The following is a 23,970-nucleotide window of genomic DNA, read 5'->3' on the forward strand; positions in this document are numbered from 1 at the left end:
ATGAGACCGCAACCGAACGAGGCGACGTGCAGATCGATAAGACCCCCCTTCCCGGCGTGTTGGTGATTACCCCGCCCCGCTTTGGCGACCATCGCGGCTATTTCGCCGAAACCTACTCGCAGCCCAAGCTCGCCGAGGCGGGGATCGATATGCTGTTCGTGCAGGACAATCACTCGATGAGCCGGCAGGCCCCCACCCTGCGCGGGCTTCACTTTCAGGCGCCGCCAAGGGCGCAGGACAAGCTGGTGCGCTGCGGGCGCGGTGCGCTTTTCGACGTGGCGGTGGATATCCGCAAGGGCAGCCCGACCTATGGCCAGTGGTACGGCACCGAGCTGACCGAGGAGAACGGGAGGCAACTTCTGGTGCCTGCGGGGTTTGCCCATGGCTTCGTCACGCGCACGCCCGACACCGAGATCGTCTACAAGTGCTCCGACACCTACGCCCCCGAGACCGAGGGCGCGCTGCTGTGGAATGACCCCGATATCGGAATCGACTGGGGCCTTGGCGGCGATGAGCCTGTGCTTTCGGATAAGGATGCCGCTGCCGCCCGGCTGGCGGGGTTTGACAGCCCCTTCACCTGGGAGGGCGGCGCATGAAGCTGCTGGTGACTGGCGGCGCCGGCTTTATCGGTTCGGCGGTGGTGCGCCGTGCGATCGCGCAGGGCCACGAGGTGGTGAACCTCGACGCGCTCACCTATGCGGCCTGCCTCGAAAACGTGGCCAGCGTGGCCAGCCACCCGGGCTATGCCTTCGAGAAGGCCGACATTCGCGACCGCGCGGCGCTGGACGCGGTGCTGGCCCGGCACAGGCCCGATGCGATCATGCATCTCGCCGCCGAAAGCCATGTCGACCGCTCCATCGACGGGCCTGCGACCTTCATCGAGACCAACGTGATGGGCACCTTCCATCTGCTGGAGGCCGCCCGCGCCTACTGGCAGGAGGCCGGGCGGCCCGAGGCTTTTCGGTTTCATCACGTCAGCACGGATGAGGTGTTTGGCAGCCTCGGCGCGGAGGGCCAGTTTACCGAGACAACGCCCTATGATCCGCGCAGCCCCTACTCGGCTTCCAAGGCCGGCTCCGACCATCTGGTGCGCGCCTGGCACGAGACCTATGGCCTCCCCGTGGTGATGACGAATTGTTCCAACAATTACGGGCCTTTCCACTTCCCGGAGAAGCTGGTGCCGGTGGTGATCCTGAACGCGCTGGAGGGCAAGCCGATCCCGGTGTACGGGCGCGGCGAAAACGTGCGGGACTGGCTTTACGTGGAAGATCACGCCGAGGCGCTGTTGACGGTGCTCACCCGCGGCGCGCTGGGCCGCAGCTACAACATCGGCGGCGAGAACGAGGCCCGCAACATCGACCTCGTGCGGATGATCTGCGCCATTCTCGACGAAGCCCGCCCCGCAGCGCGACCGCGCGAGGAGCTGATTGCCTTTGTCGCAGACCGGCCCGGCCATGACATGCGCTACGCGATCGACCCGACCCGCATTGCGAACGAGCTGGGCTGGCGCCCCTCGGTCACCCTGCGCGAAGGGTTGGAGAAGACTGTGGCTTGGTACCTGGCAAACGAGCCCTGGTGGCAGGCGCTGCGCGACCGGGATGGCGTGGGCCAGCGTCTGGGCACCGGGTGAGGGCCGCGCGATGATGCGACCGACCGACCCGGGCTGGCAGGCAGAGGGTGTCGAGGACGCCTTGTTGCGCGGCCCGGGCTTGCGCCGGCCTCTGCGGCAGACCGATGCCCAGCACGCGGTGAACGAGTGCCTTTCGCTGAATCGGGGCGAGGGTGCGGCGGCATTGGCCCCCGGAGACGTGCGGAAAGAGATCAACGGCCCAAGGTTCGAGACATTTCTGACCCATTGTCCGGGTATGCCGCCGGTGGACGGGGATGAGGGCACCCAAAGCAACACTGCGACGGCCTGAGCACGGCTGAAGCTTGAGGAGAGGTTTTGATGAGCGAACGCAAGGGCATCATCCTGGCCGGGGGCACCGGCTCGCGGCTCTATCCGATCACCATGGGTGTGTCGAAGCAGCTGCTGCCGATCTACGACAAGCCGATGATCTACTACCCGATCTCGGTGCTGATGCTCTCGGGCATCCGCGAAATTGCCGTGATCACAACCCCGGAAGATGCCGAGCAGTTTCGGCGTTTGCTGGGCGATGGCAGCCAGTGGGGCCTGTCGTTTACCTACGTTACGCAGCCCTCGCCGGACGGGCTGGCGCAGGCCTTCATCCTGACCGAGGAGTTTCTGGCCGGGGCCCCTTCGGCGTTGGTGCTGGGCGACAATATCTTCTTCGGCCATGGCCTGCCCGAGCTGCTCGGCGGCGCGGACAGCAAGGCAGACGGCGGCACCGTCTTCGGCTACCGGGTGGCCGACCCGGAGCGCTATGGCGTGGTCGATTTCGACCCGGACGGCAAGGTGCGCTCTATCATCGAGAAGCCGCAGAAACCGCCTTCGAACTATGCCGTCACCGGCCTCTATTTCGTCGATGGAACGGCGCCGGAACGGGCGCGGCAGGTCAAGCCTTCGGCGCGCGGTGAGCTCGAGATCACCAGCCTGCTCGAAAGCTATCTGGCTGACGGGCAGCTTGACGTCGAACTGATGGGGCGCGGCTACGCCTGGCTGGATACCGGCACCCACGGCAGCCTTCTGGATGCGGGCAACTTCGTGCGGACGCTGGAAAAGCGGCAGGGGCTGCAGACCGGCTCACTCGAGGAGATCGCTTTCAGCAAGGGCTGGATCAGTCGCGAGGAGCTGGTGGAACGCGCGGAGTTGTTCAGAAAGAACGAATATGGCGCCTACCTGCTCGGGCTGCTCAACTAGGCTCCGACCCACAGGTTTTCCTTTATTGGTGCGTGATGTCGCCGCAATACTGCGCGATAGCCCGGCAGAGGCCCCGAGGAGCAGAGCATGAAGATCGTTGTACTGGGCGGAGACGGCTTTTGCGGCTGGCCGAATGCTTTGCACCTCTCGGCACGCGGCCACGAGGTGATCATCGTCGACAACCTGAGCCGGCGAAAGATCGACATCGAGCTGGAGGTGGAGAGCCTCACCCCTATCCGCCCCATCGGCGAGCGGCTTCGGGTGTGGAAGGAACTGACGGGCCGCGAGATCGGCTTTCATGATTTCACGGTGGGCGAGCACTATCACCGGCTGCTGACGCTGTTTCAGGAGGAGAAGCCCGACGCGGTGATCCACTTTGCCGAACAGCGGGCCGCGCCTTATTCGATGAAATCCAGCGCGCACAAGCGTTACACCGTCAGCAACAACCTCAACGCCACCAACGATGTGCTGTCGGCCATCGTGGAAAGCGGGCAGGACATCCACCTCGTTCATCTCGGCACGATGGGCGTTTATGGCTACGGCACGGCGGGGATGAAGATTCCCGAAGGCTACCTGAAGGTGAAGGTGGCCACGCCCGAGGGCGAGGCAGAGCAGGATATTCTCTACCCCACCAACCCGGGCTCGATCTATCACATGACGAAGAGTCAGGATCAGCTGTTCTTTGCGTTTTACAACAAGAACGACGGAGTGAAGATCACCGATCTGCACCAAGGGATCGTCTGGGGCACCCAGACCGAAGAGACGGCGATGGATGAGCGGTTGATCAACCGGTTCGACTATGACGGCGATTATGGCACGGTGCTGAACCGCTTCATCATGCAGGCGGCGATCGACTACCCGATGACGGTGCATGGCACCGGCGGGCAGACGCGGGCCTTCATCCACATTCAGGACACCTGCCGCTGCATCGAACTGGCGCTGATGAACCCGCCGCAGACGGGCGAGCGGGTGAACATCCTCAACCAGATGACCGAGACCCACCGCGTGCGCGACCTGGCGGAACTGCTGAAGGCGCAGATGGGCGCCGAGATCGCCTTTTTGGCGAATCCGCGGAAGGAGGCGGCGGAGAACGATTTGCACGTTGCAAACGATCGGTTCCTCGGAATGGGCCTCGATCCGATCCGTCTTGACGTTGGGGTAATGGCTGAAGTGCGTGAAATTGCGCAAAAATACGCCGATAGATGCGACCGCAGAAAGATCCCCTGCGTTTCTACTTGGACGTGAGTGCGCCTGCGTAGTATCCGGTTAAACATCTCTTCATTGCTTTCTGCAAAGTTCGGGGAAGGAACTTTTTGCAGGCTGCATATGCTGAGTAGACGACGAGGCTGACCACTCGCTTTCGTCCACTCCAGAGCATGAGATGGCGCCTGCCTGAGCCGGGTAAGCGTGGGACGAGGATTGTGTTGGGGCAGGCTATGTTGCAGTCGACGCCAGAATGGCGACAGGCACTTACCGGATACGAGATGTGGAGCGAGGCGCCGCCCGTGACGGTGCTCATGGCCGTGCATCGCGGCGCGCCCCACTTGCCCGACCAACTCGACAGCCTGACGGAACAGCAGCACAAGAACTGGTCGCTCGTGGTCAGCATCGACGGCGAAGACGATGGCTCTGGACAGATCCTCGACACGCACCCTTCCGCTGCGCGCATCACCCGGATTACCGGCCCGGGGAAGGGTGCCGCGGCGAACTTCCTGCACCTCATGCGCCGGGTCGATCCGGGCAATTACTGGGCGTTTTCCGATCAGGATGACGTCTGGCTGCCGCACAAGCTGGGCAGCGCCGTGAAGCAGCTTGAAAATGTGCCGTGGAACCAGCCTGCGATGTATCACAGCCGCAGCCTCATCACCGACGGGCTGCTCGACAATCACCGCATGTCGCCTTCGCGGCCCAAACCGCCCAGCTTTGCCAACGCGCTGGTGCAGAACATCGCGGGTGGCAACACCATTGTGCTGAACCCGGCGGCCAGCCGCCTCGTGCACGCAGCCGCCCATGACGTGGAAGACGTGACGATCCACGACTGGTGGCTTTACCAGCTGATCACCGGCGCGGGTGGCGTGGTGCTGCACGATGAGGCGCCGAGCCTGCTCTACCGTCAGCACGGCGCCAACCTCATCGGCGCCAACGACGGAATGCGCGCCCGTGCCAGGCGGCTGCGAATGGTGATGGATGGCACCTACAAGCGGTGGATGGAAACCAATATCGCCGCGCTCAAGGCCTGTGCAAAATACTTCACGCCGGAGAACCGCCGGATCCTGCGCCGGGTCATCGCGGCCCGCCGCCAGCCCCTGCCGGTGCGGATGAAGATGCTGCGCGACGCGGGCATCCACCGGCAGACCCAGTTTGCCAGCTCGGTGATGTGGCTCTCGGTCATTCTCGGGCGGTTCTGACCGGCGCCGCCCTCACGCCGGCCAAGCCTTCCCCTTTTCTCAGCTCGGCCAGGCGCTGTTGTCGTAGCCGAACTCCTCCCTCAGCGCCTCGTTGTGCCGCTGGAACACCGCCTCGATCCAGGCGATGCGCTCGGGCGTGCGCCCGGCGTCGGCGCCCGACGGCTTGTGCAGGGCCTTCTTGACCTCCGAGACAATCTCGCCCGGGGCCCCGCCGTGGCGGATCATGCCGGCGATGCGATCGCAATCCTCGGTGCGCAGCGAGGGATTGGTGAGATCGCGCGGCACCTCCCAATCCAACAGGGCGCCATCTAGAAAGGGCTCGACGGTGGCGCGGATGGCGCGATGGCTGGCGAGCGTGAAGCTGGCCTCCGGAAGCATCTGCTTCCACGCCTTCATCCAGCCGCGAGGGTTCATCTGGTGGGCGCGGGAGACGACGAACTGCTCGAAGCTCTTGCCGCCATAGGGCGCGGCGCTGGTGATGTAACTGCGGAAGTTCTGCTTCATCATCTGCGAGTAGTCGCCGAAGATATATTCGTTGAAGGGCCGGGTGAAGGCGACGATCTGCACCTCGGCCCCCAACTTCTCCACCGCGCGGGCGAAGGGCCGGGCCTTGGCTCCGAGGCTGATGAGATCCTCGAAGGAAAGCGCGAGCCTGTCGTGCCGGCCAAAGAGCGCGTCGAGCCGCGCGGGCCCGGCCTTGTGAATGTTCTCGGCGTTGCCGGGGTGCCCGGTGCCGTCATGCGGGTAGGCGATGCCGGCCTCGGCGAGCGCGGCCTGATTGCGCAGCAGAACCTGTTGAAGATAGGTCGAGCCGCATTTGTGCATTCCAATGTGCAGCAGGATGGAGCGGGTCATGCGGCGGTCTCCGATTGGGCCCCGTCCTGCGCCAGCAGGCCGGAGAGGTGATCCATCATCTCGTCCATGGGTTGGCCGAGCGGCGAAAGGTCGATGGTGCGCTGGGAGTCGGGCACCGGCCCGGCGGCCCAGGCCTGCAAAAGCGCCGCGCAGACCGCTTCTGCGCTGGCCTCGGGCGAGAGGATGGAGGGGGACAGGCGCGACAGATCCTTGCTGCCGTAGCTGTTTGTCACCACCCGCACGCCCGAGGCCGCCATCTCGATCGGCGGGTGGCTGGGGTGGGGCGAAAGCATGAGCGACAGTCCGAGATCGACGGTGAGCAGGTAGCCCGGGTAATCTTCCCACGGAAGCTTGCCGAGGCTGGTGAGCCGCGCTCCGGTGGAAAATTCCACCGGGTCGTGCTTGAGCCCGACGGACACCAGCTCGATCTCCTCGGGGCCGAGCCGCTCTGCGGCCACGAACCGCTCCAGCGCCTCGATGGCCATGGGGTACATGTTGCGCTCCACCTCGGGCCGCCCATAGAGCGCCAGCCGTCGCGGCCCGCTGCGGGGTGCCCGTGCGCCGCGGGAGTAGCGCGAAATGTCGATGGAGGGGCGGAAGGCCAGCGCATCGGGCGGGCAATGCCCGAGATGGGCGAAGTGATCGCGCAGCAGGGTGGTGTTGAAGACCGGCAGGTAATCCATCCCGTAGCTCTCTGCCGCCTCTGCGAAGGTGGTGCCCCAGGCGTAGAAGTTGGGCTCGAAGTCCTGGATCAGGTAGACGAAGCGCCATTGTTCCATCTCGTGGTCGCGCATCAGCGTGCGGGCGACATGGGCCGTCCACCATGCGGTGGCGAGGAATGTATCGGCCCGGTGTTGCGAGATTTCGGGGCCGGAAGGGCCGGTGCTGTCGCCGGTGAGGCCGCAGTGCAGCGAGATGCGCCCGGCGGCCTCTGCCGCGGCATTGCCGATGCGCCCCTCGACGAAGGCGCGGGAAGCGGCGGCATTGGCGATGGGCAGATCGGTGGCGATCATCCGGACACGGTGCCCGCGTGCCGCGAGGCCGATGCCGAGATCGATCGCAGTGGCGATGCCGGCGAAGGCCTCGGTGGGGTTGAGGGTGGGCACGAGCAGCGCAATGGCAGGCTCGGGCGCATCGAACCGGGGCCGCCATGAGGGCAGCTTGCGGGTGTCGATGAAGCTGGCGGCGGATTGCACCTTCTGGCGCGGTTCGGGCGGCGCTGCGGCGGCGGGTTCCAGCGGTGGGCCTTTGCAGATCACGTTGCCGCTGCTGTCGAGCGCGGGCGGGGCGACGCCGGGCGAGAGCCCGTAGAGCCGGGTATCGAGCCGCTCCAGCGTGGAGGTGAGCCCGGCGCCCAGCGTCTCGCGCAGGCACAGGCCCAGCCGCCCGAAGGTGACGCCCGCATGGCAGAGCGAGATGCGCGCAAGGTCGAGGCGGCCGGTGAGGGCGAGGCGCAGGGCATCGGCCACAAGGGGGAGGCCAAGCCCGCGCCGCCGCAGATATGGGCGCAGCGCGCTGGTTTTGGCGGCTTCGGGCGCGAGGTGCCCGGCCAGCACGAACTCCGACATGCGGGCCTGCACCGATTGCGCGAGGTAGCGGGCCAGCGCATAGCTTGTGGCCTTGCGCCGCCCCCAGCTCCAGAGCGCCTTGCGCCCGAGATTCGGCCGCCACCCGGCGCGGGGGCGCTGCACCGCGCCGACGGCATTGCCGCCGTGCTGCCGGTAATCGACGAGCGGCTCTTTCAGCAGCACGACCCGCCCGCGCGCTGTGGCGAGCAGCGCGAGCCAGAGATCGTGATAGAAGTGGACGCCCGCCTGTGCGGGGAAGGGCAGGGACAGCTCGGCCAATTCGCGGCGGAACAGCATTGTCATCCCGGTGACGGTGTTGCGCAGCAGCAGATCGCGCAGACCGGGCGCGCGCTGCCGCCGCTCCAGCGCGAAGAGCGAGGGGTGCATGACGGTACCTGCCGCATCCACGACGCGCGCGTCGGAATGGACCATGCTGACGCCCGGATCCTCGAGCGCGTGGGCACCGCGTGCGAGCCGCTCGGGGTGCCACAGATCATCCTGATCGGAGAAGGCGATGAGCGCCTCGGGCGGCGCGTGTTCGACGGCGGCGGCCAGCCCGGCGGCGAAGGCGCGGGGGGCATCCATGCCTTGATCGGGCATGACGATCTTGCAGGGCAGCCCGTGGCGCGCGGCGACCTCCTCGATCAGGGCATCCGATGCCAGATCGGCGATGACGGCGATCAGCAGCGAGGGCCGCAGGGTTTGCGCCGCGAGGCTGGCCACCTGCACTTCGAGCTGCGCGGGATCAGGGCGGAAGACGGCGATAACAACTGTGACGAAATCCCGCCGACTGTGTTCAATTTCAGTTCCCGCCTCGAGGGAACCGTTATAAGACCTCCTCAACCCGCCCGACAGATGGCGGGACCCGCTTTGGGACGAGGCCCCATCGAGACAGGTCTTCGATGTTTGGACAGATCGATCAGCTTGGCACGTTTTGGTCATGTCTACGCCCTAGAGTGGTCACCGGCCTCGAAGATGTTCGAGCCCGCTTCACCGCAGCCACCGGCTTCGATGTCAGGCGCACAATGAATGGGAAAAGTTTAAAATGTGTCAGCTTTGCTATCAGGCGACCCCTGAAATTTCGTTCTCGCCGATTTTGGGCGTTCTTTCAGGTGAGAGCCTGACGCAGCACTTCATCAACGACTTCCCGGCGGCGGACCATTTCGAGGGGTCTGACGCGGCGGCGAACACCGGCACGGCCTATACCATCGAGCTGGGCGACACCTTTGAAGGTGAGATCAGCAGCGGCTCGGATGATGACTGGATCGCCATCGAGCTGACGGCGGGCGAGTCTGTCGTGATCAACGTCTATGGCACGAATGGGGCCAGCGCCGGGATCCGCGACACGACGCTGACGCTTTACAACTCCAACGGCCAGCAGGTTGACTTCAACGACGATGCCTTCTTCAACGGGCAGAACTACTTTTCGTTGATCGAATATACCGTGCCGGCGACGGGCACCTATTACATCGCGGTCAGCGGCTACGATTCGAGTCAGACCGGCGATTACATCGTGCGGACCACCACCGACGATTTCCGGATCGAGGATATCGTCAGCCAGTTGACCGAGTTTGGCTGGGGCATCCCGACCGCGATCGGCCACGACGAGAACACCGACGATACCATGTATGTCTACATCGCCAACCTCACCGCGGCGGGCCAGCAGCTTGCGCTTCAGGCGCTTGAGCAATGGTCGGTCGTGACCGGGATCACCTTCAGCGTGACCGGCAACATCACCGATGCGGACATCCGCTTTGATGACAGCCAGAGCGGCGCTTTTGCCGGTCCGTCCAGTTTCAGCGCCACGACCGGGGTGATCAGTTTCTCGGATGTGAACGTGGGCACTGGCTGGCTCAGCAGCTATGGCACCACGACCGACAGCTATTCGTTCCTCACCTACCTGCACGAGATCGGCCATGCGCTGGGCCTCGTGCACTCCGGCAACTACGACGGCTTTGCCAATTGGGGCGTGAACAACCACTTCAACAACGACTCCACGATCTTCACCATCATGTCCTACTTCGACATGGAGGAGACCGGGTTTGCGCCCTATGCCAACATCATCACCCCGATGATCGCCGATATCGCTGCGGTCTGGGGCCTTTATGGCGAGCCCGTCTCGGTTTATGGCGGAGACACCACATGGTTTGCCAACAACACCCTCGGCGGGCTGACTGGCGATATCATGGCCGCCCATTGGGACAATGCGGCGATCTCCAGCAGCGTCTTCACGGGGGATGACGTGGCCCTGACGGTGCTCGACACCGGCGGGATCGACACCATCGACCTGTCGACCGTTACCGTCGCGCAGACCATCGATCTGCGTGAGGGACAGATCAGCGTGATCGGCGCCCATGGCAGCAGCTCGGCGCGCAACAGCTTTGTCATCGCGCAGGGCACGGTGATCGAGAACGTGATCGGCGGGTCGGGGAATGACGACATTTGGGGCAACGACGCCAATAACAACATTCAGGGCGGCGGCGGCAGCGACTGGTACTACGAGGGCCTCGGGAACGACACCTTCAACGGTGGAGGCGGCACGGATCGCGTCATTTTCGGGATCGACACCGGCGGTATCACCGTGACCGACATGGGCGGTGGCGCGATCGAGGTGACGTCCAGCCTCGGCACCGACACCTATACCAGCGTTGAATTCTACCAATTCACCGACGACACACTGACCTACTCGGAAATGCTCGACCTCGCGGGCGGGCCGATTGTGGGTAATGACGGCCCGAATACGTTGGACGGGACGGCGGGTGATGACGAGATTCAGGGCCTCGGGGGCTCTGACGTGCTTCGTGGTCTCGCCGGGAATGACCTCATCTTCGGTGGCGATGGCAATGACCGGATCCTTGGCGGTGACAACGATGACACAATCTATGGCCAAAACGGGAGCGACCAGATTTGGGGGGGCAGCGGTATCGATACCATCAACGGCGGTCCTGGCTTCGATGTCATTCGTGGAGAGGGGGGCGATGATGTCCTTCTCGGGTTCACCGGCAACGATGCAATTTCCGGCGGTGATGGCGACGACCGCATTCAAGGAGGAGACGGACACGATTCCCTCGACGGGCAGGCCGACAACGATGAGATCTACGGCCAGCAAGGCAACGACACCATCTATGGCGGTACCGGCAACGATCAGCTCTTCGGTGGAGATGGCGATGACACCATCGACGGAGGAGATGGAGAGGATCGTGTCGTGGGAGGGGCGGGAGAAAACACCCTTTACGGCGGTAACAACATCGACACGATCATCGGCGGTAACGAGGCCGATGAAATCTACGGGCAGAACGGCTCTGACCAAGTCTTCGGTGGCGACGGTGCAGACACCATCATTGGTGGCCCCGGTTTCGATTTTCTGCGCGGACAGGGTGGCGATGACAATATCGTCGGCGGCGTCGGCAACGATATTCTGACTGGCGGAACCGGAAATGACCGCCTCGTCGGCGGCATCGGAAACGATCAGCTTCTTGGGCAAGATGACAATGACACGCTCTTTGGCCAGAACGGACAGGACATTCTCGACGGTGGAGCTGGCATAGACGTTTTGGACGGCGGCCGTAGCAATGACATCCTGACTGGTGGCAGCGGGGCCGATGAGTTTGTCTTCGTGGGTCAGGTGGCCGGTGAGGTCGATATCGTGACGGATTTCTACGCTCTTGAAGGTGACACGCTGACCCTTGGTGGTGTGGCGGGTGCCAGCGACGTCGAGCGCTTTGGCAACCTCGGCATCACGCAGGATGGGCTGGACACGGAGATTAGCTGGAACGGCACGACGGTGGTTCTGGCCGATTTCACGGCGACCGACCTTACGGTGGACGACTTCAACTTCGTCTGAGGCGCGACATGAGGGTGGCGGGCGGCGGTCATCCGCTGCCTGCCGTTATCCGTTTTCGATGATCGTCCTGTGGTGTCGCCGCAGGAACAGCAGGCCCATCGCGAAGGGCACTGCTCCGAAGGCGATGACGTAGCCGACGGAAGCATAGCTGGCGTCATAGGTGGCGTAGACGCCCGAGCGCACCAGCCCGATGCAGTGCACCAACGGATTGTACCACAGCCACCCCTGATAGGGCTGAGGGATCTGGTCGAAGATGAAGAACACGCAGGACACGATGAAGAGGGGCCGGTTGAGAATGGCCCAGGCCCGCTCCCAGGGCGGAAAGGTCGACAGAAGATAGGCGTTGAGCGTGCCCACCCCCAGCGCCAGCCACAGCGCCAGGCCAAGCCCAAGGGCGAGTTTCGGTATGTCGAGGATCACCCGCAGATCGAACAGCACTATGATCAGCGTCAGCAGGATCATGAACACCAGCAACTGGGTGATCGCATTGAGCAGGAACCGGGCCGCGAGGGCATCGACGAAGGTGACGCCGGGATAGAATATCAGCTGGCGCGAGAACCGGATGGACTGGGCGACTTTCTGGCTCACGTCCATGTAGGCCATGAACGGCAGCAGGCCGGAGGCATAGAACAACGGAAAGTTGGTGCCCAGCGACGGCGACCGGAAGGCCAGGGAGAACACCAGCGAGAGCAGCGCGATGCCGGCGACCGGCTCCAACACCGCCCAGGCGTAGCCGAAGGCATTGCGCCCGTGGGTGGTGGACATCTCGCGGATGAAAAGCGCGCCGATGGTGCGCAGGGTCCGCACGCGCGCGGGCCGCGACCGGGGCAAGGGCGGTGGAAGTGTCGCGGCCTCGGTGTCGGTCGGGCGTGTTGTCACAACTGGCGCAACCTTTCGCTGTTTGCTACCACTTGATCGCACAGCCGCAGGATGAAGGGCAACAGATTGAGTGACACGCCCCCGAGCAAAGCGCCGGGCCCCCAGGGCGGCGCCGGTGCCAGTAAGACCGGACCAGATCAGGCGGCGAGGCAGGGCTCACCCGGGCCCGCCGCGGCCGTGCAGGGCCATGGGCCAAAGGGGCCGGCGACTGCGTCGGAGCCGGGACTTGTGGGCCAGGCCAATCGGCCACCGGCCCGCCGGGCCAGGACGCGCCGCCGTCACTGGTCGTTGCTGTTTTCGCTGATTGTTGTCGTGGTTATCCCGGTGGCGGTTTCCGCATTCTACCTCTTCACCGTGGCCGAGGATCAATACGCCAGCAACCTCGGCTTCTCGGTGCGCAAGGAAGACACCGGCAGTGCGGTGGAAATCCTCGGCGGCATCACCGACCTGACGGGGGGTGGCGCAACCAACGACACCGATATCCTGTTCGAGTACATCCAGAGCCCCAACATGGTGCGGGCCGTGATGAAGGAGGTCGATCTGGTGGCGGCCTATTCCCGCCCGGGCGACCCCGTTTTCTCGCTTGGCGACGACACCCGCATCGAGGCCCTGTCGGACTACTGGGCGCGGATGGTGCAGGTGTATTTCGACCGCTCGAGCCACCTGATCGAGATCCGGGTGAAGGCCTTCACCCCGGAAGAGGCCTATGCGATCGCAAATGCCATCCGCAAGGAGAGCGACCGCACCATCAATGCGCTTTCTGCCGTGGCGCGCGATGATGCCACCCGCTACGCCCGGGAAGAGCTTGACCGGGCGCTCGAGCGGCTCAAACAGGCGCGGGCCGCGCTGACCGAGTTTCGGACCCGCAACCAGATCGTTGATCCGGAGGCCGATATCCAGGGCCGCATGGGGCTGCTCAACACCCTTCAGGGCGAGCTGGCGAATGCGCTGATCGAGCTGGACCTGCTGCGCCAGAATAGCCGCGATGACGATCCGCGGATCGTGCAGGCAGAGCGCAGGGTCGATGTGATACGCCAGCGGATCAGAGAGGAGCGCGCGCGGTTCTCGGAAGACAGTGATGCCAACGAGGAGCGCGAGGCCTATTCGCAGCTCATCGGGCAGTATGAGGCGCTGGCGGTGGACCAGAAATTTGCCGAGGAGGCCTATGTGGCCAGCCTTGCCGCCTATGACGTGGCGCTGGCCGATGCGCAGCGTCAATCGCGCTATCTCGCCACCTATATCGAGCCGAGCATGGCGGAAACGCCGCTTTTCCCGCGGCGCTGGATCATCCTGCTGACGCTCTTCGGGGCGCTTGCCACCTCCTGGACCGTGCTGACGATGATCTACTACTCGTTGCGCGACCGGCGCTGACGGCGAACGAGTATGATCGAACTGCGCGATCTGTCCAAGGCCTACCATGTGAACGGTGAGCGCAAGGTGGTGGCCGACAATCTCAACGTGACCTTCCCGGCCGGGACCGCCGTTGCCATTCTGGGCCGGAACGGAGCGGGAAAGTCGAGCCTGCTCAAGATGATTTCGGGCGCGATGGAGCCCGACTGGGGCGAGGTGAAGATACGAGGCACCGTGTCCTGGCCGGTGGGCTTTGCGGGCTCGTTCCACCCGGAGCTCACCGGGCTTCAGAACGTGCGTTTCATCGGGCGCGTCTATGGCGTGGACACAGACGAGCTGGCGGATTTCGTGGAGGATTTCGCCGAGCTGGGCGGGCATTTCAGGATGCCGGTGCGGACCTATTCCAGCGGGATGCGCTCGCGCCTGGCCTTCGGGGCTTCGATGGGCATCCACTTCGACACCTACCTGATCGACGAGATCACCGCCGTGGGGGACGCGGCCTTCAAGGCGAAGTCGGAGGCGATGATCCGGGCGCGGCTCGACGGTGCGGGCGCCATTTTTGTCAGCCATGCGCTGGGGCAGGTGAAGCGGCTATGCTCGCAGGCGGCTGTGCTGGAGAACGGGCGGCTGCATTACTACACAGATGTGGACGCGGCGATCCTGCACCACCAGCGGCTGATGAAGGTTCCACCCAAGGGTGTCGCCCGCGCGCCGGCGCTACCGTCCTTCAGACAAAGATAAAGTCGGCGGCGCTCAGGTCGCCAAGCCAGACATCTTCCAGCACGATGGTGTGGCTGCCGTGGGTGAACACCACGTCATCGCCTTGCTGGGTGGCGTTCAGCGCTTCGAACCGCGCGGCGTTGGAGCCACCGGCCACTCCGGCGATCTGGATCAGATCGATTCCGTTGGCTTCGAAATCGGCGATCACGTCATACTCGCCCGCTCCATGGGTGGCGAACACGAAGGTATCCGCGCCGGTCTGGCCATAGAGCACGTCGTCGCCAGCCCCGCCGTTGATCCTGTCGGCGCCGCTTCCGCCGAAGATCCTGTCATCGCCATTGCCGCCGTTCAGAACGTCACTTCCGGCTTCACCCCAGAGCCAGTCATCACCGTCGCCGGCGCCGACCGTGTCATTGCCCGCGCCGCAGTGGATTTTGTCGGCGCCCGCGCCGCCACCGATGTTGTCGTCGTCATCGCCGCCATCGACGTAATCCGCGCCCGGACCGGCGGCGATCTCATCGCGCCCGCCGTTGCCGTAGAGGCTGTCATCGCCGTAGGTCGCCGAGATCATATCATGCCCGGCGCCGCCGTAAATCACGTCATGGCCAGGGCCGCCACCGATCCAGTCGTTGCCGTCGTCGCCGTAGAGCAGATCATCGCCATCTCCGCCGCCGATCTCGTCGTCGCCTGCGCCGCCGTGGATCTCGTCATTGCCGATGTCACCGGGCATGTTGTCGTTACCGTCACCGCCATCCATGTAGTCATCGCCCGCGCGCCCGAGGATCTGATCGTCGCCCGGGCCGCCGATGAGCACATCATCGCCGCCGCGCCCATCGAGCCAGTCATTGCCGGTTTGGCCGATGAGGGTGTTGGAAAACTCATTGCCGCTGAGATAATCGGCCGCGCCGCAGCCGAAGAGCGCCTCGATGTCATGGTAGATGTCGCCCGCCGCGTCGCCCTCGTTGAGGCTGGAGTCGGCCAGGTCGGCGCGCACGCCGGTGGCACCGGCATAGCTGACGGCATCGAAGCCGGAGCCGCCCCAGAAGCTGTCGGCCCCGCCGCCAGACACCATGACATCATCCCCGCCACCGCCGTGCATCTGATCATTGCCCGCGGTGCCCTGCATCATGTCGGCCTCGGTGGTGCCGAAGAACTCCGCGCCGGTGTTCGGGTCGGGCTCCTGCAGGGGGGCGCGGCTCACCTCGTAGCTGCTGGAAAAGGTGAAGGTGATGTTGGCAAAATCGGCCTCGGTCAGCGGCAGCCCGCTGGCGGCGTGGATATCGACACTGTTGTCGCCATAGGTGATCCGCAGCGCGCCGGTGGGGATCGCCTGCACGGTAAGCCAGGCGGTGCCGTAGCACATTTCCCAGGCCGAGAGATCGATGGTGTCGATCCCGAACTCATAATCGTGGATCCTGTCGCGCTCGCCATCTCCGCTGACCAGCACGAAGGTATCGGCGCCTGCCTCGCCATAGAGCCTGTCACGGCCCATGCCGTCGACGATGATATCATCCCCCGCGCCGCCAAAGATGTGGACCGGATCGAGCCCGGCCACGATCAGGTCGCCCGCGTCTGTGCCTGTATTGATGGTGCCGACCGTGAAGGCGAGATCGCCCATGTCGGACACATCCAGGGTGAACTGGGCCACGCCGGGGGCGCCTTCGGTGGCAACGAAAAGGTCGAGCTGAGTGCCGGTGAGGTTGGTGCCGATGGCGGAGATCCTGTCCAGCCCGGCTTCGGTGCTGCCCTCGATCACCTGCATCGGCACAAGGTGCCCGTCCGGCAGCAGGCTGTAGACGGTGAGGCCGCCATCATTGCCGCCCGCGATCACCAGCACCCGCCCGCCGCCGAGATCGACCACATCGAGCGCGGTGACGCCCGCCATCCGGGTTTCGAGGCTGTCGACCACGTGTTCGGCGGGGGACAGCACGCCATCTGCCCCGACGGCCAGCACCGTCAGCGAACTGGAGCCCGAGGCCGCCACGACAACATAGGTGGTGCCGTCGATCACCACGCTGTCCATCGCAGTGACGGTTTGCACCGGCATGCTCTCGTCCCGGCCGAAGCTGTCGGCCTCGGTGAGCGCGCCATTCGGCGCGACGGCATAGCAGGTGACGCCATGCTCGCTGGCGGACCCGGCAAGCAGATAGGTGGTGCCGCCGACCTCGACCACAGACATGGACGAGATGTTGGCGGCATAGCTGCCCTCGGTGTCGCCGATGCTGGCACGGAAGGTGAGCGTGTTGCCGTTGTTGGTGACGGCGTAGACTGCGATGCCGCTGCCGTTCTGCGGCGCGACGAAGAGATAATCGGTGCCGCTCACGCCCTGCGCGAGAACGGTCGCGGCATTGGCCTGGTTCTCGGTGGTTGAGAGATAGGCGCGCTCGGAGCCTGCATCGCCCGCCGCTGCCTCGGCGAGCGCGGCGTCGATCACGGTGCCTGCGAGGCTGACGGATTGCCCGAACAGCGAGAAGCTGATGCGCCCGCCGAGCGAACCGCCGCCGCCGGTGCTTGCCAGGCCGCTTCCGGTGGCGTCATATGTGCGCACGACGTTGTTGCCGTGGTCGATGAGGGTGACGCCGCCTTGTGTGTTGGCGATCGTGCCGAGCAGTGTCGGATACTCGGGGCTGCCGCCTGCCAGAATGCCGGTAAGTTCGAAGTCAGCCATGGTTCCACCCGTTCAGCCATTCACACGCTCGGCGGTGATGGGGGTGGTAATGGAGACGGCGGCGGGCAGGAGCCGGGAGGGATTGTGGCAGACCGCGGCTTATTGCCTAGAAGGTGGCTAAAACACCTATCAAAAGATGCGCGATCACATGTGGCCGTGGCCCATGGCCTGACAGAGGGCCGCTGCCACGAAAGCCCCCCTGGTTCCGTGTTGACCCTCCCCGCGCAGGCGACATAGTTTGCCCTCAAGCTGCGGCTCGCACACCGCGAGAGCAAAGCCGGGGGGCGACCGTGTTCAAAGTTATTCGACCTGTGGTGGTTCTGCTGCTGCTCGCTGCCTGTTCGCTGCCGCGGGGTGCCGCGATCTCGAACGAGGTGCTGCGGGCGCAGAATTCGGAGAACCCGCAAATTGCCGTGTATCCTGTTACCCGGGCGCTGCTGCCGCGTTTTGCGTCATGGCCCTACACCGGCAAGAGACTTCGCTCGGATGGCTGGCTGCGCGGCTCCGGGCGCACCGGTGAGCCGCTGATCCGCCCCTTCGACCGGGTGGACCTGGTTATCTGGGACTCGGAGGACAACTCTCTCATCACGCCGGAGGGCGCAAAGCTGGTGGAGCTGAAGAACCTTCGCGTCAGCGAAAGCGGCCACATCTTCGTGCCCTATCTCGGGCGCCAGCGGATTGCCGACAAGACGGCGGATGCCGCGCGCCGCCAGCTCGAAACCCAGATGATCGATATCGTGCCCTCGGCGCAGGTGCAGCTTTCGGTCGTGCCCGGGACGGCAAGCGCGGTGTCGCTGGTCGGCGGGGTGAACGCGCCGGGGACGGTGCCGCTGCCCGATGGCGGCTTTACCGTACTGGGCCTTATTGCCCAGGGCGGCGGCCCGCAGGCCGGGCTGCGCAATCCGCGGGTGCGCCTCGTGCGGGGCGGGCACACCTATGCAACGGCGCTTCAGCGGCTCTATGACGACCCGCGCCTCGACACCACGCTGGTGGGTGGGGACAAGGTGATGCTGGTGACCGACGAGCGCTACTTCCGTGCGCTGGGCGCGAGCGGCAAGGAACAGCTGATCTACTTCGAGAAAGAACAGATCTCGGCGCTGGACGCGATGTCTCTCATCGGCGGGCTGGAGGACAGCCGGGCCAATCCGAAGGGCGTGCTGATCCTGCGGCAGTATTCCTCACGCGCGGTGCGGGCCGATGGGATCAGCGGGCCGGAAAATGAGCGCACGGTGTTCACCATCGATCTGACCAGCGCGGATGGCCTGTTCTCGGCGGAGAAGTTTGCCATTCACCCGGAAGATACGGTGCTGGTGACAGAGAGCCCGGTGACCAGTGCGCGCACGATCTTTGCCCTGGTCGGCAGTGCCGTCGGCGTCAGCAACCAGCTTTCGAACTGAGCCGGCGTTGGCCCGCCAGCGCTGGCGGGTCAGAGAAACCCGAGACGCTCGATGGCCTCACGGGCCAGGCGACGCGAATCGTCGGAGCCCTGCCGCGCGCCGTCATTGAGCAGGTGGAGCTTGGCGCTCAGCCGTTTGTGCGACACTTCACTTCGAATGAAATCAGCTACTTCAATGTCGCGGAGCGAAAGAATCTGCTCGGCAACGCTTTGCACGGATTGGTCTTGCATCGTTGTCCCCCAAGTGCATCCCAGTCTCCCCAGGCTGAGGCTAGCCAGCGCGGCCTTGCGGCGCAATCCCGGGGGGCGGGAAAGGGCTTTTCTGCCGCGCGAGGCATGCGATAACGGGCCGATGACAGGGCGAAGCGCAATAGGGTGTGACGGCGGCGGAAGCGGCTCGCGGCTGGCGCTGCTCTGGGAGGGTCGGCGCCATGAGGTGACGGGCGGCCCGGCCAATGTGACAAGCGATTATGACGGGGCCGTTGCGGAGGTTGCGGGCCTGCTGCATCGCGCCACAGAGGCGGCGGGTGTGACGCTGACCGCGCTTGGCGGGCTGCCCGCGCATTTTGCTCTGGCGGGCGCGGTGGATGGAACAATTGCAGGCCGGGTCGCGGCGGCGCTGCCCGTGGCCGGTGTTGTGGAGGAAGACCGCCGCGCCGCAACCCGAGGGGCGCTGGGCACCGGCCTTGGCTACGTGGCCGGGATCGGCACTGGATCCTACCTCGCGCGGCAGGGGCCGGAGGGCTTTTCTACAATCGGCGGCCACGGGCTGGTGCTGGGCGACGAGGCCTCGGGCGCCTGGGCCGGGCGGGCGCTGTTGCGGGCAGTGCTGGCAGTGGAAGACGGGCTGGAACCGCCCACACCGCTGACCCGCGAGATCTCTGCAGAGATGGGCGGCACGGCGGGGATCGTGGGCTTTGCTGCGCAGGCCGGGCCGGGAGCCTTTGCGGCGCTGGCCCCGCGCGTGTTCGAGGCGGAAGCGGATTCGGTCGCGCGGAATATTGCGGCGCGGGGCGCGGAGTACATCGCCCGCGGTTTGCGCGCGCTGGGCTGGCAGGCAGGCGATGCGATCTGCCTGATCGGGGGCGTGGGGCCGCGCTACGCGGGGCTTTTGCCGCCAGAGATGCAGGCGGCGCTGGTGGAGGCCCGGGGCTCGGCGCTGGATGGGGCCTTGGCGCTGGCGTTGGAGCAGGGATGAGCGTGAAAGCCTATATCGCGGGGGCCGTGCACAACGGCTCGATGGTGCAGCGCGGGGTGGCCTTGCTGGTTTCGGAAGGGCGCGTGGTGGACGTGGCCGGGCCGGGGCAGTTGCCGGAAGGCTGCGAGCTGGTGGAGACAGGCGCGGCGATGCTGGCGCCGGGCTACGTGGATTTGCAGGTGAATGGCGGTGGCGGGGTGATGCTGAACGACGGGCCGACGCCGGAGCGGGTTGCAGCCATCGCCCGCGCCCATGCCGCCTGCGGCACCACCTCGATCCTGCCGACGCTCATCACCGCCGCGCCCGAGGCGGTGACGGCGGCAATCGCGGCGGTGGAAACCGCCATTCCCGGCGTTCTCGGGTTGCATCTGGAAGGCCCGCATCTCGACCCGGCGCGGGCCGGGGCACACAGCCCGGCGCTGATCCGGGCGATGGAAGAGGCTGACCTGGAAGCACTGGAGGCGGCCGGAAAGGCTCTATCCTGCCTGAAAGTGACACTCGCGCCGGCCTCGGTGAGCCGCGCCCAGGTGGAGCGGCTGGCGCCGGCGGGGGTGCTGGTTTCGCTTGGACATAGCGATTGCAGCTTTGACGTGGCGGTGGCCTATGCCGGGGCGGGCGCGCGCTGCGTGACGCATCTGTTCAACGCGATGAGCCAGTTGGGCAGCCGGGAGCCGGGGCTCGTGGGCGCGGCGCTGGCGAATTGGCGGCTGAATGCCGGGATCATCTGCGACGGCATCCACGTGCACCCCGAGACTTTGCGGCGCGCCAAGGCGGCGAAGGTGGGGCCGGGGCGGCTGTTTCTAGTGAGTGACGCGATGGCGGTTGCGGGCAGCGACAGAGACGCTTTCACCCTCGATGGCCGCGAGATCCTGCGCCGCGACGGGCGGCTGACGCTGGCCGATGGCACGCTGGCGGGAGCCGATCTGGTGATGGCGCAGGCGGTGCGCAACGCGGTGGCGCTGATGGGGCTTTCGGCGGAAGAGGCGATTGCCATGGCCACCGCGATTCCGGCGAGCGTCGCGGGGGCAAAGGCGGGGTGGCTTGGCGAGGGTGCCCCTGCGGATTTCATCGCGCTGGACGACGGCCTGAACTTGCAACGCGTCTGGCAGGCAGGATCAGAGCTTTAGCGGCGCGCGGCTGAGGGCGTTTCCGGCCTCGGTGGCCTTTTGCAGGAGCGCCAGAAACGTCTCTCTTTCAGCCGGATCGAGCCCTGCGAGGATATCCTCCTGTAGCGCGTGGATCACCGGCTTGGCGCGCGCCAGAAGCGCGGCACCCTCGGGGGTGAGGGAAATTTCGCGCGCGCGCCGGTCGCGGGGCGAAATGCGGCGGGAGACGAGCCCCTTTTGCTCCATCCTGTCGAGCACGCCGCCGATGGTGACCTTGTCATGGGCCACTGCCCCGGCCAGCGCAGCCTGGCCTAAGCCTTGGGTTTCCGACAGGGTGGAGAGCACGGCGAATTGCACCGGCGTCAGCTCCAGCCCGGCCTCGGCCACATGGTCGGTGAAGACGGCCACGGCAATCTGGTTGAGCCGCCGGATGAGGTGGCCGGGGATGTGCTGAATCTCGGCCAAGGGGGCCTCCATGCTGTGCGGAGGGCAGGCTAGGCGGCGCGGAGGCAGTTGACAAGTATGCGTATGGTTAGCAAGCTAACGATTGACGCGACAGGGAGGAGACCATGGCGCAACTTGGAACGCTCGAAGAGCTGCCGGAGGACTACCGGGAAGATATGGCGAAGGCGGGTGTGGCCCCGCTCTGGCCGATGATGCGTAACGTGCTGCCGCATGGCGCGCCCAAGCCGGTGACGAAGCCGGGGCACTGGCGCTACGAGGCGATTCGCCCCTTGCTGCACCGCGCCGGCGAGCTGACGCCGGTGGAAAAGGCCGAGCGGCGGGTGCTGGTGCTGAGCGATCCGGGGCGCGGGACGGGGGCGATGTGCGCCACGCCTGCGATCTACCTCGGCCTGCAATTCCTGTTGCCGGGCGAGACCGCGCCTGCCCATGTCCACACGCCAAGCGCGGTGCGGATCATCGTGGAGGGCGAAGGCGGTTACACGGTTGTCGACGGGGAGAAGCTGCCGATGCGGGAGGGCGACCTTGTGCTGACGCCGGGTGGCGAGTGGCATGATCACGGGCATGAGGGCAAGGAGCCGGTGGTGTGGCTGGATGCGCTGGACATGCCGCTCTTCGTCTACCTCGAAGGCTCCTATGCCGAGGAAGGCCCGTTGCAGAACCAGCGCAACCGGCCCGACGCCAGCCAGATCGACTATCGCGCCGCAGGCCTCGCCCCAGCGCGGAAGGCGGGGGCGCAGAAGAAGCGCTATCCGATGGCGCGCTACCCCTGGGTGCGGACCCGCGAGGCGCTGGTGGAGACGATGAAATACGACGGCGGCCCTATTGTGGAGCTGGATTACATCAACCCCGAGACCGGGGCCGACGTTTTGCCGACGATGGGCTTTACCGCCATGATGATCGAGGCGGGCGGCGAGGAGAACCCGCCGCTGCGCAGCTGCTCCAGCGCCTTCCACGTGATCGAAGGCAAGGGGTATTCGGTGGTGAACGGCCAGCGGATCGACTGGGCCGCGAAAGATACCTTTACCGCCCCGGTCTTTGCCGAGATCACCCATCATGCGGAGGAGGAGAGCTTTCTCGTCCGCATCCATGACCGCCCGCTTCAGGAGAAGCTGGACTACTACGAGGAGCGCGCCCGATGACCGACTACCTGTTTGACGCCCCCGAGGTGCAGAGCCTCCCCGTGAAGGGCGAGACTGCGGAATACCCGATTCACCGGATCTTCTGCGTGGGCCGCAACTATGCCGCCCATGCCGAGGAGATGGGCTTCGAGGTGGACCGAGAGGCGCCCTTCTACTTTTCCAAGCAGCTCCACTCGGTGCTGGCGACGGGCGGCACCCTGCCCTACCCGCCGGGGACGGGGGACTTTCACTACGAGATGGAGCTTGTCGTGGCGCTGGGGGCTGAGGTGTTCAAGGGCACGCCCGAGCAGGGCGCGGCGGCGGTGTATGCTTATGGCTGCGGGCTGGATATGACCAGACGCGACCTTCAGATCGCATCGCGCAACAAGAAGCGGCCGTGGATGCTGGGCAAGGATGTGGAAGGCTCCTGCGTGCTGTCGCCGATGACGAACGCGAGCGAGTTTGCTGTGGGTGAGCAGCGGATTCACCTGGAGGTGAATGGGGAGCAGAAGCAGGATTCGACCCTCGACCTGCTGATTCACAAGGTGCCCGAGATCATCGCCCATCTCTCCGGATTCTACCACCTGCGCCCGGGCGACATCATCCTGACCGGAACGCCCGAGGGCGTTGGCCCCGTGGTGGCGGGTGACAAGATCACCGGCGGGATCGACGGGCTGGCGCCAATTGCGCTGAACATCGGGCCGGCGGAATGAAATTTCATGGCTATTTCCGCTCGTCCAGCAGCTACCGCTGCCGAATCGCCTGCAACCTGAAAGGGGTGGAGTACGACTTCGTGTCGGTTCACCTCACAAAGGACGGCGGGCAGCAGAAAGGAACGGCCTACAAGGCGCTGAACCCCCAGGGGCTGGTGCCGGCCTTCGAGCTGGAGGGCGGCGAAGTGCTGACCCAGAGCCCGGCCATCCTGGAATGGCTGGACGAAAGCTACCCCGAGCCGAAGCTGCTGCCGGATGATCCGATCGAGCGCGCCCATGTGCGGGCCTTTTGCGCTGTGATCGCCTGCGAGATCCATCCGCTGCAAAACCTGCGGGTGTTGCAATACCTGCGCCGCGAGTATGGGCAGGATCAGGAGGGGGTGGAGGCCTGGTGCCAGCGCTGGATCGGCGAGGGGCTGGCGGCCTGCGAGGCGCTGTTGGCGAAACGTCCGGCGCAGAGGTTCTGTTTTGGCGACGCGCCGGGCATGGCCGACATCTACCTTGTGCCGCAGGTCTTTTCGGCTGCGCGCTTCAGCGTGGACACGGACGCCATGCCCAACATTCGGCGAATCGCCGAGGCCTGTGATGCGCTGCCAGCCTTTGCCGAGGCACACCCAAGCCGCCAGCCGGACGCAGAATAGTCGCACCCCATCGAAACGGGCTTTACAGGGCCGTTGGTGATATAGTTATGTTTCATAACGATATGGAGGAGCGATTCCGGCGCGGCATGAAGTTTGCCTTTGGGGCAATTCAAAAAGTGAAAGTCATGCTGGATTTGCAAGCCAAGGCCGATTAACCCGAGTGCGCCGCGTGCCGGAGGGAAACAAGGCCGGGCAGACCCTTGGGGAGGGGGAGCGCAGT

Annotated in this window: 21 protein-coding genes; 15 read left to right on the forward strand and 6 right to left on the reverse strand. The window is 65.3% G+C overall.

Features of this window, described 5'->3' with window-relative positions; all coding sequences use genetic code 11:
• The first annotated feature begins 26 nt into the window (after positions 1-26).
• The 6 genes from rfbC (at position 27) to DYI42_RS03875 (ending at position 5,229) form a co-directional block, all read left to right on the forward strand.
• Positions 27-596, forward strand: a complete 570-nt coding sequence (rfbC, locus tag DYI42_RS03850) for a dTDP-4-dehydrorhamnose 3,5-epimerase (protein WP_213544602.1) — start codon at positions 27-29, stop codon at positions 594-596.
• The gene (gene rfbB, locus DYI42_RS03855) at positions 593-1,630 is read left to right on the forward strand and encodes a dTDP-glucose 4,6-dehydratase (RefSeq protein ID WP_213544603.1); all 1,038 of its coding nucleotides are present in this window, start codon (positions 593-595) and stop codon (positions 1,628-1,630) included. The genes rfbC and rfbB overlap by 4 nt, the downstream gene beginning before the upstream one ends.
• A gap of 10 nt (positions 1,631-1,640) precedes the next feature.
• Complete coding sequence (locus tag DYI42_RS03860) at positions 1,641-1,919, forward strand: hypothetical protein (RefSeq protein WP_213544604.1); 279 nt, start codon at positions 1,641-1,643, stop codon at positions 1,917-1,919.
• A 29-nt stretch (positions 1,920-1,948) separates the two neighbouring features.
• Positions 1,949-2,821, forward strand: a complete 873-nt coding sequence (gene rfbA / locus DYI42_RS03865; protein WP_213544605.1) for a glucose-1-phosphate thymidylyltransferase RfbA — start codon at positions 1,949-1,951, stop codon at positions 2,819-2,821.
• Between the two features lie 87 nt (positions 2,822-2,908).
• On the forward strand, positions 2,909-4,066 hold the full coding sequence (locus DYI42_RS03870; protein WP_213544606.1) for an NAD-dependent epimerase/dehydratase family protein: 1,158 nt from the start codon (positions 2,909-2,911) through the stop codon (positions 4,064-4,066).
• A 191-nt stretch (positions 4,067-4,257) separates the two neighbouring features.
• Positions 4,258-5,229: a glycosyltransferase gene (locus tag DYI42_RS03875; RefSeq protein WP_244867512.1), complete on the forward strand. Its 972-nt coding sequence runs from the start codon at positions 4,258-4,260 to the stop codon at positions 5,227-5,229.
• Between the two features lie 39 nt (positions 5,230-5,268).
• On the opposite strand, the gene DYI42_RS03880 is transcribed toward DYI42_RS03875, so the two are convergent.
• A complete protein-coding gene (locus DYI42_RS03880) occupies positions 5,269-6,084 on the reverse strand; it encodes a hypothetical protein (RefSeq protein ID WP_213544607.1) in 816 nt (271 codons plus the stop codon).
• A complete protein-coding gene (locus DYI42_RS03885) occupies positions 6,081-8,453 on the reverse strand; it encodes a rhamnosyltransferase WsaF family glycosyltransferase (protein WP_342344606.1) in 2,373 nt (790 codons plus the stop codon). Before DYI42_RS03885 ends, DYI42_RS03880 begins: the two co-directional genes overlap by 4 nt.
• A gap of 295 nt (positions 8,454-8,748) precedes the next feature.
• On the opposite strand from DYI42_RS03885, the gene DYI42_RS03890 reads away from it, so the two are divergent.
• Positions 8,749-11,496 carry a M10 family metallopeptidase C-terminal domain-containing protein gene (locus tag DYI42_RS03890; protein ID WP_213544609.1) on the forward strand — a complete coding sequence of 916 codons (2,748 nt, stop codon included), beginning with the start codon at positions 8,749-8,751 and terminating at the stop codon, positions 11,494-11,496.
• A gap of 45 nt (positions 11,497-11,541) precedes the next feature.
• Here DYI42_RS03890 and DYI42_RS03895 read toward each other — a convergent pair whose 3' ends face one another.
• Positions 11,542-12,303 carry an ABC transporter permease gene (locus tag DYI42_RS03895; protein WP_342344602.1) on the reverse strand — a complete coding sequence of 254 codons (762 nt, stop codon included), beginning with the start codon at positions 12,301-12,303 and terminating at the stop codon, positions 11,542-11,544.
• A 396-nt stretch (positions 12,304-12,699) separates the two neighbouring features.
• Here DYI42_RS03895 and DYI42_RS03900 point away from each other — a divergent pair, with 396 nt between their 5' ends.
• Positions 12,700-13,746, forward strand: coding sequence for a sugar transporter (locus DYI42_RS03900; protein WP_342344603.1), 1,047 nt, complete (start codon positions 12,700-12,702; stop codon positions 13,744-13,746).
• 12 nt (positions 13,747-13,758) lie between these two features.
• Positions 13,759-14,466 (forward strand): ABC transporter ATP-binding protein, encoded by a 708-nt coding sequence (locus DYI42_RS03905; protein ID WP_213544611.1) that lies wholly within the window; start codon positions 13,759-13,761, stop codon positions 14,464-14,466.
• On the opposite strand, the gene DYI42_RS03910 is transcribed toward DYI42_RS03905, so the two are convergent.
• A complete protein-coding gene (locus tag DYI42_RS03910) occupies positions 14,453-17,113 on the reverse strand; it encodes a calcium-binding protein (protein ID WP_213544612.1) in 2,661 nt (886 codons plus the stop codon). The two genes, DYI42_RS03905 and DYI42_RS03910, sit on opposite strands and share 14 nt — an antisense overlap.
• 290 nt (positions 17,114-17,403) lie before the next feature.
• On the opposite strand from DYI42_RS03910, the gene DYI42_RS03915 reads away from it, so the two are divergent.
• Positions 17,404-18,510, forward strand: coding sequence for a polysaccharide biosynthesis/export family protein (locus DYI42_RS03915; protein ID WP_342344604.1), 1,107 nt, complete (start codon positions 17,404-17,406; stop codon positions 18,508-18,510).
• Positions 18,511-18,539: 29 nt separating this feature from the next.
• Here DYI42_RS03915 and DYI42_RS03920 read toward each other — a convergent pair whose 3' ends face one another.
• Positions 18,540-18,740, reverse strand: coding sequence for a hypothetical protein (locus DYI42_RS03920; RefSeq protein WP_213544613.1), 201 nt, complete (start codon positions 18,738-18,740; stop codon positions 18,540-18,542).
• A gap of 121 nt (positions 18,741-18,861) precedes the next feature.
• Between DYI42_RS03920 and DYI42_RS24430 the strand changes: the two genes are divergently transcribed.
• Entirely contained in the window at positions 18,862-19,707 is an 846-nt protein-coding gene (locus DYI42_RS24430) for an ATPase (protein ID WP_213544614.1), read from the forward strand.
• Positions 19,704-20,834 carry an N-acetylglucosamine-6-phosphate deacetylase gene (gene nagA, locus DYI42_RS03930; RefSeq protein WP_213544615.1) on the forward strand — a complete coding sequence of 377 codons (1,131 nt, stop codon included), beginning with the start codon at positions 19,704-19,706 and terminating at the stop codon, positions 20,832-20,834. Before DYI42_RS24430 ends, nagA begins: the two co-directional genes overlap by 4 nt.
• On the opposite strand, the gene DYI42_RS03935 is transcribed toward nagA, so the two are convergent.
• The gene (locus DYI42_RS03935; protein WP_213544616.1) at positions 20,823-21,290 is read right to left on the reverse strand and encodes a MarR family winged helix-turn-helix transcriptional regulator; all 468 of its coding nucleotides are present in this window, start codon (positions 21,288-21,290) and stop codon (positions 20,823-20,825) included. The two genes, nagA and DYI42_RS03935, sit on opposite strands and share 12 nt — an antisense overlap.
• A gap of 92 nt (positions 21,291-21,382) precedes the next feature.
• Here DYI42_RS03935 and DYI42_RS03940 point away from each other — a divergent pair, with 92 nt between their 5' ends.
• Genes DYI42_RS03940 through maiA form a run of 3 tightly spaced genes read left to right on the forward strand, consistent with a single transcriptional unit; the run spans position 21,383 to position 23,750 of the window.
• Positions 21,383-22,417 carry a cupin domain-containing protein gene (locus tag DYI42_RS03940; protein ID WP_213544617.1) on the forward strand — a complete coding sequence of 345 codons (1,035 nt, stop codon included), beginning with the start codon at positions 21,383-21,385 and terminating at the stop codon, positions 22,415-22,417.
• On the forward strand, positions 22,414-23,109 hold the full coding sequence (locus tag DYI42_RS03945; RefSeq protein WP_213544618.1) for a fumarylacetoacetate hydrolase family protein: 696 nt from the start codon (positions 22,414-22,416) through the stop codon (positions 23,107-23,109). Before DYI42_RS03940 ends, DYI42_RS03945 begins: the two co-directional genes overlap by 4 nt.
• Entirely contained in the window at positions 23,106-23,750 is a 645-nt protein-coding gene (gene maiA, locus DYI42_RS03950) for a maleylacetoacetate isomerase (RefSeq protein ID WP_213544619.1), read from the forward strand. Before DYI42_RS03945 ends, maiA begins: the two co-directional genes overlap by 4 nt.
• Positions 23,751-23,970 lie beyond the last annotated feature (220 nt).

Source organism: Vannielia litorea, from assembly GCF_018424695.1.
GTDB classification, from domain to species: Bacteria; Pseudomonadota; Alphaproteobacteria; order Rhodobacterales; family Rhodobacteraceae; genus Vannielia; species Vannielia litorea_A.